The 11,732-nt window shown below is 57.5% G+C and carries 11 protein-coding genes; 5 read left to right on the plus strand and 6 right to left on the minus strand.

Going from position 1 to position 11,732, the window contains the following annotated elements:
• Positions 1-10: 10 nt before the first annotated feature.
• Positions 11-559 (minus strand): zinc ribbon-containing protein, encoded by a 549-nt coding sequence (locus MARLIPOL_RS01680; protein WP_012136323.1) that lies wholly within the window; start codon positions 557-559, stop codon positions 11-13.
• A 202-nt stretch (positions 560-761) separates the two neighbouring features.
• Between MARLIPOL_RS01680 and leuS the strand changes: the two genes are divergently transcribed.
• The 5 genes from leuS to MARLIPOL_RS01705 all read left to right on the plus strand — a co-directional run bounded on the left by leuS (position 762) and on the right by MARLIPOL_RS01705 (position 5,963).
• A complete protein-coding gene (gene leuS, locus MARLIPOL_RS01685; protein ID WP_012136324.1) occupies positions 762-3,347 on the plus strand; it encodes a leucine--tRNA ligase in 2,586 nt (861 codons plus the stop codon).
• 103 nt (positions 3,348-3,450) lie between these two features.
• Positions 3,451-3,918, plus strand: coding sequence for an LPS-assembly lipoprotein LptE (locus MARLIPOL_RS01690; protein WP_323807358.1), 468 nt, complete (start codon positions 3,451-3,453; stop codon positions 3,916-3,918).
• Positions 3,919-3,920: 2 nt separating this feature from the next.
• Positions 3,921-4,931 (plus strand): DNA polymerase III subunit delta, encoded by a 1,011-nt coding sequence (gene holA, locus MARLIPOL_RS01695; protein ID WP_012136326.1) that lies wholly within the window; start codon positions 3,921-3,923, stop codon positions 4,929-4,931.
• Positions 4,932-5,008: 77 nt separating this feature from the next.
• Positions 5,009-5,272, plus strand: coding sequence for a hypothetical protein (locus MARLIPOL_RS01700; RefSeq protein ID WP_012136327.1), 264 nt, complete (start codon positions 5,009-5,011; stop codon positions 5,270-5,272).
• A 241-nt stretch (positions 5,273-5,513) separates the two neighbouring features.
• Positions 5,514-5,963, plus strand: coding sequence for an endonuclease (locus MARLIPOL_RS01705; protein WP_228677559.1), 450 nt, complete (start codon positions 5,514-5,516; stop codon positions 5,961-5,963).
• Positions 5,964-6,080: 117 nt separating this feature from the next.
• Here MARLIPOL_RS01705 and MARLIPOL_RS01710 read toward each other — a convergent pair whose 3' ends face one another.
• From MARLIPOL_RS01710 to bioD, 5 genes are all read right to left on the minus strand, one after another.
• Positions 6,081-7,871, minus strand: a complete 1,791-nt coding sequence (locus MARLIPOL_RS01710) for an acyl-CoA dehydrogenase C-terminal domain-containing protein (protein WP_012136329.1) — start codon at positions 7,869-7,871, stop codon at positions 6,081-6,083.
• A gap of 191 nt (positions 7,872-8,062) precedes the next feature.
• Entirely contained in the window at positions 8,063-9,862 is a 1,800-nt protein-coding gene (locus MARLIPOL_RS01715; RefSeq protein WP_012136330.1) for an acyl-CoA dehydrogenase C-terminal domain-containing protein, read from the minus strand.
• A gap of 240 nt (positions 9,863-10,102) precedes the next feature.
• Complete coding sequence (locus MARLIPOL_RS01720; protein WP_012136331.1) at positions 10,103-10,699, minus strand: putative metalloprotease CJM1_0395 family protein; 597 nt, start codon at positions 10,697-10,699, stop codon at positions 10,103-10,105.
• A 44-nt stretch (positions 10,700-10,743) separates the two neighbouring features.
• Positions 10,744-10,989 carry a flagellar basal body rod C-terminal domain-containing protein gene (locus tag MARLIPOL_RS01725; RefSeq protein WP_012136332.1) on the minus strand — a complete coding sequence of 82 codons (246 nt, stop codon included), beginning with the start codon at positions 10,987-10,989 and terminating at the stop codon, positions 10,744-10,746.
• Positions 10,990-11,039: 50 nt separating this feature from the next.
• Positions 11,040-11,732, minus strand: coding sequence for a dethiobiotin synthase (bioD, locus tag MARLIPOL_RS01730; RefSeq protein ID WP_012136333.1), 693 nt, complete (start codon positions 11,730-11,732; stop codon positions 11,040-11,042).

The raw sequence follows: 11,732 nt of genomic DNA on the forward strand, positions 1-11,732 counted from the left end.
CGGTGCACCGCTATTCCGACTTACGGGGCCAGCGGCTGGTCACGCGTTCGTAGTAATGGGAACCACAGGCCTCACAGGGTTCCAGATGGCTGGTCGCGGTCAGGCAGCGCATGTGGCCGCAATTCAGACACTGGAACATCCCGGCGGTAGCCACCTCGCCGGAAATGTAATGGCCAGCCTCCTGGTTTTCCAGCTTCTGGCGCAGCTCCAGGTTATCCACCAACGTCTTGTCCGCGACAGAAAGCAGCCGGTCCGCAAGCTGATGCTCAAGCAGCGCAATATCCAGCTGCAACCACTCCGTCAGCCCCTCACCGGTCTCCTCCACAAAGTGCATGAGGTGCTCCAGATCCCGCAACAGATAGGCCCCCAACAGGTCTGCCTCCTCGCGGGTCATTTCCTCCAGCTCGTACTCAAACTCAACCGCCTTCTGGACTTCCTCTTCCAGATTCCGAAGGGACGTTTCCTGCAACTCATTGAGGCGCGACTGCACCCGTTCCAGCATCCGGTCATAGACTTCCAGGGCTTTTCCGGATAGATGTCTGCGTTCAGACTCGGCCATATAGACTCCTCACCAAAGTTCGGGGGCCGGGCAATTGTCCTCTGCCCGGCCCTACCCGCCTGATAACAAGTCTGGCACATGAAACGATTTTTGGCAGACTACCTGTTAACCTCCGTGTGCGTTAGAATGTTCGGCCCGCTCCGGACATCGTTTTGATACAGGGTTCTATTTTTCACACAAGGTAATTTCGGTAATGGCAGGAATGGACGAGCAATACAATCCACGTAATGTAGAACAGAATGCCCGCACTTTCTGGGAAGAGAACAACACCTTCACCGTCAAGGAAGAGCCCGGCAAGCCCAAGTACTACTGCCTGTCCATGTTCCCGTACCCGAGCGGCAAACTGCACATGGGCCACGTCCGCAACTACACCATTGGCGACGTCATTTCCCGCTACCAGCGCATGCAGGGTAAGAATGTGATGCAGCCCATGGGCTGGGATGCCTTCGGCCTGCCTGCAGAAAATGCCGCGATCGCCAACAAGACCGCGCCTGCCAAGTGGACCTACGCCAACATTGAATACATGAAGAACCAGCTCAAGCAGCTGGGTTTCGGATATGACTGGAATCGTGAACTGGCCACCTGCAAGCCGGACTATTACCGCTGGGAACAGTGGTTCTTCGCCCGCCTTTATGAAAAAGGCCTGGTGTACAAGAAGATGTCCACGGTCAACTGGGATCCCGTGGATCAGACCGTACTGGCCAACGAGCAGGTCGTCGATGGTCGCGGCTGGCGCTCCGGCGCCCTCGTTGAACAAAAGAAAATTCCCCAGTGGTTTATCCGCATCACCGATTACGCCGATGAACTGTTGAACGATCTGGACGACCTGGAAGACTGGCCGGAACAGGTCAAGACCATGCAGCGAAACTGGATCGGCAAGTCCATCGGTACCGAACTGACCTTCCCGCTGAAAGATGGCACAGATGGATTGACGGTTTACACCACCCGTCCCGACACCCTGATGGGCGTCAGCTATATGGCCGTTTCCGCGGAGCATTACCTGGCCAAGGCTGCGGCCGAACGCCATCGCGATGTAGCGGAATTCGTAGAAGAATGCCGCAACAGCAAGGTCGCTGAAGCCGATCTGGCCACCATGGAGAAGAAAGGGATCGACACCGGTTTCAAAGCGATCCACCCCCTCACTCAGGAAGAAATTCCCGTCTGGATCGCCAACTTCGTACTGACGGATTACGGCACCGGCGCCCTGATGGCGGTTCCCGGCCACGACGAACGGGATCATGAGTTTGCCCTGAAGTACCGCCTGCCAATCAAACAGGTGATTGCGGCCCGCGATGGTCGTGAGATCGATGTGCAGGAACAGGCCTTCACCGAAAAGGGCACCCTGGTTTCCTCCGGAAAATACACCGGCCTGACCAGCGAAGAAGCCTTTGATGCTATTGCTGACTACCTGGAAGAGAACGGCATCGGCAAGCGCACTGTGAACTATCGCCTGCGTGACTGGGGCGTGTCTCGTCAGCGCTATTGGGGTGCCCCAATTCCGATGATGACCCTGGAGGACGGCACCGAACGCCCGGTCCCCGATGATCAGCTGCCAGTGTCCTTGCCAGAAGACGTTGAAATGAATGGCGTCCAGTCGCCCATCAAGGCGGATCCGGAGTGGGCTAAAACTACCTTTGAGGGTCAAGCCGCGACGCTGGAAACCGACACCTTCGACACTTTCATGGAGTCGTCCTGGTACTACGCCCGTTTCTGCAGCCCGAACTATGACAAGGGCATGCTGGACCCGGCCGCGGCCAACTACTGGCTCCCGGTAGATCAATACATCGGCGGTATCGAACACGCCATACTGCACCTGTTGTATGCACGATTCTTCCACAAACTGTTGCGGGACGTGGGCCTGGTCACCTGCTCAGAGCCTTTCAACCGCCTGCTGTGCCAGGGCATGGTCCTGGCCGAGACCTACTACCGTGAAGACGGCAAAGGCGGCAAGACCTGGATCTCACCAGCCGACGTCACTGTTGAACGGGATAGCAAGGGTCAGGTTGTTGGAGCAGTTCACAAGGAAGACGGCCAGCCGGTTGAGGTTGGTGGTGTCACCAAGATGTCGAAGTCCAAGAACAACGGCATCGATCCTCAGGCGATTATCGATCAGCACGGTGCTGACACAGTGCGACTGTTCATGATGTTCGCGGCACCGCCCGAGCAATCACTGGAATGGTCGGACAGCGGCGTGGAGGGGGCTCACCGGTTCCTCAAGCGCCTGTGGCGCATGGTGGGTGAACTGGCAGCCGGCGGCGAAATGCCAGCGCTGGACGCGGGCAGCCTGACCGATGCCCAGAAGGATCTGCGCCGCAAGACCCATGAAACCATTGCCAAAGTGAGTGATGACATCAGTCGTCGCCTCACCTTCAACACCGCCATCGCGGCGGTGATGGAATTGCTGAACGACGTGGGCAAACTGACCGATGATGCTCCCCAGAGCCGAGCCGTTCGTCACGAGGCGCTGGAGGTGGCAGTGCTGACACTGTCACCCATCGTTCCCCATATTTGTCACAGCCTGTGGCAGGCATTGGGCCATGAGGAACCCGTGGTGGACGCCAAGTGGCCAGAGGCCGACAAAGAGGCCATGGTGCGTAGTCAGATCCAGGTGGTGCTGCAGGTCAACGGTAAGGTCCGCGCCAAGGCGGATGTCCCTGCGGACATCGACAAGGCAAGCCTGGAACAACTGGCACTGGAAAACGAAAACGTTGTCCGCTTTACCGAAGGCCAGACAATTCGCAAGGTCATAGTGGTTCCCGGCAAACTGGTCAACGTGGTGGCCAACTAAGATGGTAGCCTCGCACCCGTTCCACCACGCCAGAATTTTAGTGGCAGGCCTGCTGTCCCTGGTCCTGGCTGGGTGCGGCTTTCAATTGCGGGGGGCACCCCCGGTGCCACCTGGTCTACAACCACTGGCTGTCTCCTGCGTTAAAGAGATACCGGATGACCTTTGTCAGGCTGTCAAAGAGCAACTTGAATTGGGCAAGATTGATGTTCGTGAGCCGGAACAGGCGGATTACATTCTGCGCCTTCGCGGATTCCGGCAAGACCGTCGCGCCAGCGCCATTACGGTTCAGGCCGCAGCGGCGGAATACACGCTCCGACAGACCGTCGACATGGACGTGCTGACCCGCGACGACCTGCCCCTGATAGCGGAAACCCGTCTTAATAGCAGCGAAACCTATCGCTACGACGAGACCAACGTGCTCGCCAAGCAGCGGGAGGAAGAGGAGCTCAGGCAACAGCTTTATGATCGGCTGGCACAACAGATCATTTTCCGGCTGGCACCTTTGACGGACTCCCGGGTTACCCAATTGCGGGAACAGGCCGTCAAAGATCAAGAGCAAGACACGCGCTGATTATGAAGACCCAACCGGCCCAGCTTCCCCAGTTACTGAAGAAATCCCTGGCACCGGTCTATCTGATTTCCGGAGATGAACCCCTGCTGGTCCAGGAATGCTGTGACCAGGTCCGTAGTGCTGCCAGGGATGCCGGCTTCCTGGAGCGCATGACGTTTCACGCCGATCACCAGCTGGACTGGAACACCGTAGGCGAGGAGTTTGGCTCACTGTCCCTGTTTGCCGAAAAACGCCGCATCGAAATCCACTTGCCCACCGGAAAACTCGGAGATGGTCGTGCAGTCCTCGAGAGAGTCCTTCAGGATCCCCCCGAAGACATTGTTCTGCTACTGATCAGTGCCAGACTGGACGCCGCCGAGACGCGCAGGAAGTGGTACAAGGAATTACAGAACAAGGGCGTGCATGTTCCCGTATGGCCGGTAGACGGCGACAAGTTTGCCGGCTGGCTGCAACAGCGTGCCAATTCCCGGGGACTGAAGCTGACCCGGGGCGCCCTGAGTATTCTCACCGAGCGACTTGAAGGCAACCTCCTGGCTGCAAGCCAGGAGCTGGATCGGCTGGCTCTCTTTGGCACCGGTAAAACCATTGATGAAGAAGCCATAGAACAGGCCGTCCAGGACAGCTCCCGCTTTACCGGATTCGAGTTGGTAACGGAGCTTCTGGCCGGACGGGCTCCTCATGCCCGCAAGATGATCGGGGTACTCAGGCAGGAAGGCGAGAACCCTTTGGGGTTGCTGGCGGTACTGGTTCGCGACCTGAACCTGACTATGGAACTGCGGTCAGCAACCGCACAACGTGAGAACCCATCGTCCTTCCTGAAGCAACGCGGCGTCTTCCAGCCACAACGTGCCCGCACCATAGAGCAGGCAGCGCGGCGGCTTTCCCGCCCCCAGCTCCACTCAGCCCTGGAACTGTGCAGCGATATTGATCGCGCCACCAAGGGATTTTCTCCCAGCTCTCCCTGGAGCCATCTGGAAGATATGGCCACCCTGCTGGCAGCCCGCAACACCTGACCCTCCCACTCCCCTCTTGACAGGTTTTCAGTTTCGGGAGCATTGTAAGGTAACGTCTACCAAAGGAGGTGTTTCATATGACGCTTCAGGATGACCTCAAAAAACTGTCAGAGAAAATCAAACAGTACCGTGACGAAGCACGCGTCCAACTTCACCTTGCCCGAGAAGACGTCAAGGATGAGTGGGACGATCTCGAAAAAGACTGGGAAAAGTTCCGTCACAAGTTCGATAAAATTCTGCACGATACCGAAGATACAACTCAGGAAGCTCGTCAGAAAGCCCAGCAATTCGGAGAGGAACTTCGCGCAAGGTACGAGCGCATTCGTGATCGCTTGAAGTAAAGGTCGTTAGGGCCTGATCGGCAAAGGCCCTATCCTTTGTAGCGAGGTATAAGAACGCATGAACCAGACAAGCGCCCTTATCATTACGCTCATACTATTGACCCCATCCCTGACCAATGGTCAGAACACCCGATTCAGTAATCCCGATACGGTTGTCCGCGACCAGTTTTGGGGGAAACTTTACTCCGATGGAGGCACCTCATTCTTCTGCAGAACCCCGTTTAAAAACAAGGGGTTCACCATGACAGAAGGTCATATCTACCCTCTCGCCGCAGTTCGTAGCGCTTTGGGCTGCGGCACGAGCAGCCAGTGCGGCCGGAATGACCGCTATCGCCAGATAGCCTCCGACCTCCACAACATAGTGCCCGTCACCAGCCGTGTCGAAATACGCCGCCGCAACGCTCGCTACGAAGAACTCAGCGCTGGCGCACGAGAAGATGAATGTGGAAACCGGGAAAGCGCCCAGTTTTTTGAACCCCCTGGAGAGGTAAAGGGCGATGTTGCCCGCGCGGTTGCCTACATGGTCGACACCTACGACCTGCCCTGGGTCGGCGCGTCCTCGGTCTTTAAAAGCTGGAACCGGGTCGATCCTCCTGACGACCAGGAACTGACCCGCCACCGTCTGGTCAGTGAACTTCAGGGGAATGAAAACCGATTCATCAGGAATCCGGAACGTCTGGAGAATCTCTAACCCCCTCATACCAGCCGGAGATGTACATCGCTGAATTGTCATAGGCGACAAAAAAGGCAGATCCCTCACAGGATCTGCCTTTTTGTTTTCACTGCTTCGAAATCTGACCGTCGTTGATCAGAATTCCTCGGCTGTCAGCGCCATCATCGAGTCACTACCACTGCGGATACCTTCCGCCAGTGATACCGTCTTCGGCAACAGACGGTCAAAGTAGAACCGCGCTGTCTTCAGCTTGCCGGTGTAGAAACCGGAGGTGTCACTTTCCGCTTTCGGAGCAGCGGCCCTGACGATCTTCGCCCACATGTAGCCCAGAGCCGTCAGACCAAACAGGTCCAGGTAGTCCACGGACGCAGCACCAATGGCATTGGGGTTGTCCCCCGCCTGGTTGATCACGTGCTCTGTTACATCAGACAGACGCTCAAACGCGGCAGCCAGTGGCTCGAGGTATGGACGCAGGTGCTCATCATCGCTGTTTTCCTCGATAAAGGACGCCACATCACTGGCAAACAGCTCGTACAGCTTACCCTGACTGCCAACGACCTTCCGGCCCATCAGGTCCAGCGCCTGGATACCGTTGGTACCCTCGTAGATCTGGGTGATGCGGCAGTCGCGAACCAGCTGCTCCTGGCCCCACTCACGGATGAAGCCGTGACCACCGAATACCTGCTGCCCCATGATGCATGCATCCAGACCGCGATCGGTCAGGAATGCCTTGGCAACCGGTGTCAGCAACGCCACCATGCCTTCAGCATGCTTGCGACGCTCATCATCCTCAGCGTACTTGGAGATATCCAGCCATTGCGCAACGTAGGTAGAGAAGGTGCGACCGCCTTCGATATAGCTCTTCATAGTCAGCAGCATGCGACGCACATCGGGGTGGACGATAATCGGATCAGCCGCTTTCTCTTTTTCCTGGGCACCGGTGGGCGCGCGACTCTGGATACGCTCCAGTGCGTACTCACGAGCGCTTTGCAGGGACGCTTCCGCCGCGCCAATACCCTGGATTCCAACACCCAGACGCTCGTAGTTCATCATGGTGAACATGGCCGCCAGACCCTTGTTTTCTTCACCGACGAGCCAGCCTTTGGCACCGTCGAAGTTCATCACACAGGTGGCGGAGCCCTTGATGCCCATTTTCTTCTCGATAGAGCCACAGCTGAAACTGTTGCGCTCACCCAGGGAGCCGTCTTCGTTCACCATGAACTTCGGCACCAGGAACAGGGAGATCCCCTTCGGCCCTTTCGGCGCGTCCGGCAACTTGGCCAGCACCAGGTGGATGATGTTTTCCGCCATGTCGTGCTCGCCCCAGGTGATGAAGATCTTGGTACCTGTGACATTAAACGAGCCGTCGTCATTCGGTTCGGCCTTGGTGCGGATAATACCCAGATCGGTACCGGCATGGGGCTCGGTCAGATCCATGGCGCCAGACCAGACGCCGGAATACATGTTCGGGAGGTACTTTTCCTTGAGCTCCTGGCTGCCATGGGCATCCAGGGCCAGGCACGCACCAGCGGTGAGCATCGGCGCCAGGCCGAACGCCATGTTGGCACCCTGCATCATTTCCTCGAACTGGGCTACCAGGGTCTTCGGCATACCCATTCCGCCGAACTCGGTATTACCACCCAGGCCGTTCCAGCCACCTTCCACAATCGTCTGGTAAGCTTCCTTGAAGCCTTCCGGAGCGGTGACCTCGCCGTCATTCCACTTACTGCCCTGCTCATCACCTTCGCGGTTCAGCGGGGCCAGTACACCACTGGTGATCTTGCCCGCTTCTTCCAGAATCGCATCAGCGGTTTCCGGGTCTACATTCTCTGCAACTTTTGGCAGAGATGCCCAGAGTGCCGGTGCATCGAATACTTCGTTCAGAACAAAGCGCATGTCACGTAAAGGTGCCTGATAATCAGCCATCTAATAACTCTCCAAAATTCCAGTCAGTCTGTCAGCACGCCCCCAGCTATGTGCTTTGGCGTACCTCTCGGCTATGTGTCCGCTCAAGGTTATTTTTATAGGGGCGTATTCTACCCTATTGGCGAGCCTAACTCATGAAAAAAGCCCGCCTCCGGGGAGAGCGGGCTTTTCTGGGTATGCCTGCCCGCGCCTTAGATGGCGAAGGCTTCTTCCGGCATATCCATCAGGCTGTCAGCGCCGGCCAGCATGCTCTCGGCATGTCCCTTGGCTCGGGGCAGCATACGCTTGAAGTAGAAGCGCGCGGTCTGCACCTTGGCGTTGTAGAACAACTCTTCGCTGGTTCCGTCTGCCATCTTGTCCAGCGCTACCTTGGCCATACGGGCCCAGAGGTAGGCAAACACGGCGTAACCGGAATACATCAGGTAGTCCACGGACGCGGCACCGACCTCTTCGCGGTTCTTCATGGCGGTCATGCCGATCTTCATGGTCAGATCGCCCCATTCCTTGTTCAGGGCCGCCAGCGGCTCCAGGAATTCCTTCAGCTGTTCGTTATCAGCGTTTTCCTTACAGAATACGTGCACCTGCTTGGTGAAGCCCTTCAGGGACTCGCCCTGGGTCATCAGAACCTTGCGGCCCAGCAGATCCAGCGCCTGGATACCGGTGGTGCCCTCGTAGATCATGCCGATACGGGCGTCACGTACGTTCTGCTCCATCCCCCACTCGGAGATGAAACCGTGACCACCGAACACCTGCATGCCCAGGTTGGCTGACTCGTATCCGATTTCGGTCAGGAACGCCTTGGCGATCGGGGTGAGGAAGCCAAGGGCTTCGTCAGCGGCCTTGCGATCTTCTTCGGACTTGCCGCTGTGAACAATATCGGCCTGCTGTGCGGTCAGATAGATCAGCGCGCGAGCACCCTCGGCAACCGCTTTCTGGGTCAGCAGCATGCGACGAACGTCCGGGTGAACGATGATCGGATCAGCAATGCCTTCCGGGTTCTTGGGACCGCTCAGTGAACGCATGGCCAGACGCTCTTTGGCATAAGCCAGTGAGCCCTGGAAGCCCAGCTCGGCCGCACCCAGACCCTGGATGGCGGTACCGATACGCGCCGTGTTCATGAAGGTGAACATGCAGTTCAAGCCGCGGTTCTCGGGTCCGATCAGCCAGCCCTTGGCGCCGTCGAAGTTCATTACACAGGTGGCGTTGCCATGGATACCCATCTTGTGCTCAATGGAGCCGCAGGAGACGGCGTTACGCTCACCGGAAGAACCGTCTTCGTTCGGCAGGTTCTTCGGCACGATGAACAGGGAAATACCCTTGGTGCCTTCCGGAGCGCCCGGCAGACGTGCCAGAACGATGTGAACGATGTTCTCTGCCATGTCGTGCTCACCGGCAGAGATGAAGATCTTGGTACCGGTGATGGCGTAGCTGCCGTCAGCATTCGGCTCGGCCTTGGAACGCAGGGTACCCAGGTCGGAACCACAGTGCGGCTCGGTCAGGCACATGGTGCCGGTCCACTCACCGCTGATCAGTTTGGTGAGGTAAGTCTGCTTCTGCTCTTCGGTGCCGTGAGCTTCAATCGTATTGGTGGCGCCGTGGCTCAGACCCGGGTACATACCCCAGGACCAGTTGGAAGTGCCGACCATTTCGCTCATGACCAGCCCGAGGGAGTGCGGCAGGCCCTGACCACCGTAGTTGGGATCGGCGGTCATGGACGGCCAGCCACCTTCAACGTACTGCTGGTAGGCTTCTTTGAAGCCGGTCGGTGTTTTGACACCGTCTTCGCTCCAGCTACAACCTTCGTTGTCACCCACCTGGTTCAGCGGAGACAGAACCTGCTCACAGAACTTGGCACCTTCCCCGATAATGGCGTCCACCATATCCGGAGTTGCATCCTCGGCACCTTCCAGCTTTGCGTAGTGCTGCTCGCTGTCCAGCAGCTCGTTCATTACGAATTTGATGTCACGCAGGGGCGCTTTGTATTCAGGCATGTAATCCACCTCAGGTTTTCGGTCACATCTGCAACCCAGGTTGCAGTACTTGGCCTTGGGGTTTGCTCAGACACCGTGATGCTATCGCAACACAGCCTTAATTAAACACTTGTTTGAAACATACGTTTAGAGGTACAGAATTGTCAATAGCCCGACTGGAAATTTGTGTTGCAATTTGTGGCCGGAAAAGACTGGAATGGCGCGGATGCAGCGCCACTCCGAGGAGAAAAGGTTGTCCAATCAGGCCATTACAGATTGGAAGGATGAACGCTCTGACTTCGTATCAGAATCGTTCATTTTCGATACCGATTGATAGGTGTCACTGGCCTGCCGATAAAGATCCGTTTGGGCCTGCAGCATAATCTGCGTTGCCTCAGCTGCGACAGCCCGATCCTGGGAGGAAGGCTCCGCGGGAGCCATAGCCGCGGCGCGAACGACCCGCATTTTTTCGATGGTGGCTTCCGGATCACCCTGTACCGGCGAGATATCAATGGATACTTCGCCGCCCACGGCATACCGGGCGCCATCGGGCCCGCGCTGGTAGTCATAGGAAATGGCGCCTGCGTGCTGGCCACCAACCGCCTTGTGCGCGGCTTCGTGGGCCCGCACTTCCCGGTCTCGCGCCTTAAGCTCGGTCAATTCCCTGAGCTGCGCTTCATCCAGGGCCTGGACATTTCGGGGATCTCCGGCCGATTTGCGGACGGAAGAGGACTGATCCTGCTCCGAGGATGGCGCGACCGGTCCCGGCTCCCTTGCACCAGCAACAACAGGCTTACCGGCGGTGACTGCCGACGACGAGTAGACCGAATTAATGGAAGGAATGGCGCCGGAAATCATCAGTTGGCTCGAAAAACCAAGTCAGTGGGGATAAGGGGTTGCAATCAGGCCATGATATCCAGCAGCGTGCCGAGCGTCTCATCCGCAGTTTTAACGACCTGTGCGGACGCTTCAACACTGCGTTCATAAAGGTTCAGCTCGACTATGGGCTCAACCAGGGAACCCGCACCCTCGGCAGTGCCCTGGGGACCATCAGCACCACCACGGGCAATCTTCCGGGCTGCATTCTCCATGCCCGCCATGCCTTCCTGGATGCCCTGAATACCAATACCCAGTGTGTTACTGATCATAACTGCGATACCTGATGACCCGGATTCAGCTTAGTAAGCCACAAAGCTGATTAATTTTCAAACAGCACGTCAATGTTAAGCGATGCCGCCAGCTCCCGGGGATTTGGCTCCTGAAGCCAGGGCAGAACCCCGAGGCAAGGCGCGCCAAGATGCATCAAGAGGTAGTTCAGGGTTTCCTGTTCACAACTCATCGCTTCCTGTTCCGGGCGGTTTGCCACCCAACCCGCCAGAGTCAGGCCATCGTTACGAATGGCTTCCGCGCTCAGCAGGGCATGGTTAATACATCCCAGCTTCAGAGGCACCACCAGGATAACCCCCGCACCTAGCTCCTTCGGCACTTCCGAATAGGTTTCCCGGTCATTCAGGGGAACCCGCCAGCCTCCCGCGCCTTCAATCAGCATCAGGTCCGCCGGCTGCATCTGCAGCCCCCGGCAAAAGCCGACCAGCCGTTGTGCGGTCAGCTGCCGACCGGCCTGTTCTGCCGCCACATGGGGCGCTATTGCCGGTTCCAGAGTCACAGGATTGATGCGGTCATAAGCTAAAGATTCCGTCATCGCTGCTTGCAGCATCAGCGCGTCTTCGTTCCGTAGCCCTTCCGCTGTCCGGTCGCAGCCGGACGCCACCGGTTTCATCCCGATGGTCCGCTTGCCCATCACCCTGGCGGCTTCCAGAATGGCGGACGATACAATGGTCTTACCCACTTCGGTGTCTGTACCTGTGACAAAAAAGCTTTTCCTGGCCAT

The organism is Marinobacter lipolyticus SM19, assembly GCF_000397065.2.
GTDB classification, from domain to species: domain Bacteria; phylum Pseudomonadota; class Gammaproteobacteria; order Pseudomonadales; family Oleiphilaceae; genus Marinobacter; species Marinobacter lipolyticus.

Coding starts and splice junctions, on each gene's coding strand:
- MARLIPOL_RS01680 (WP_012136323.1), bottom strand. CDS start 559: ATGGCCGAGTCTGAACGCAGACATCTATCCGGAAAAGCCCTGGAAGTC.
- leuS (WP_012136324.1), top strand. CDS start 762: ATGGACGAGCAATACAATCCACGTAATGTAGAACAGAATGCCCGCACT.
- holA (WP_012136326.1), top strand. CDS start 3,921: ATGAAGACCCAACCGGCCCAGCTTCCCCAGTTACTGAAGAAATCCCTG.
- MARLIPOL_RS01700 (WP_012136327.1), top strand. CDS start 5,009: ATGACGCTTCAGGATGACCTCAAAAAACTGTCAGAGAAAATCAAACAG.
- MARLIPOL_RS01705 (WP_228677559.1), top strand. CDS start 5,514: ATGACAGAAGGTCATATCTACCCTCTCGCCGCAGTTCGTAGCGCTTTG.
- MARLIPOL_RS01710 (WP_012136329.1), bottom strand. CDS start 7,871: ATGGCTGATTATCAGGCACCTTTACGTGACATGCGCTTTGTTCTGAAC.
- MARLIPOL_RS01715 (WP_012136330.1), bottom strand. CDS start 9,862: ATGCCTGAATACAAAGCGCCCCTGCGTGACATCAAATTCGTAATGAAC.
- MARLIPOL_RS01720 (WP_012136331.1), bottom strand. CDS start 10,699: ATGATTTCCGGCGCCATTCCTTCCATTAATTCGGTCTACTCGTCGTCG.
- MARLIPOL_RS01725 (WP_012136332.1), bottom strand. CDS start 10,989: ATGATCAGTAACACACTGGGTATTGGTATTCAGGGCATCCAGGAAGGC.
- bioD (WP_012136333.1), bottom strand. CDS start 11,732: ATGGCCAGGAAAAGCTTTTTTGTCACAGGTACAGACACCGAAGTGGGT.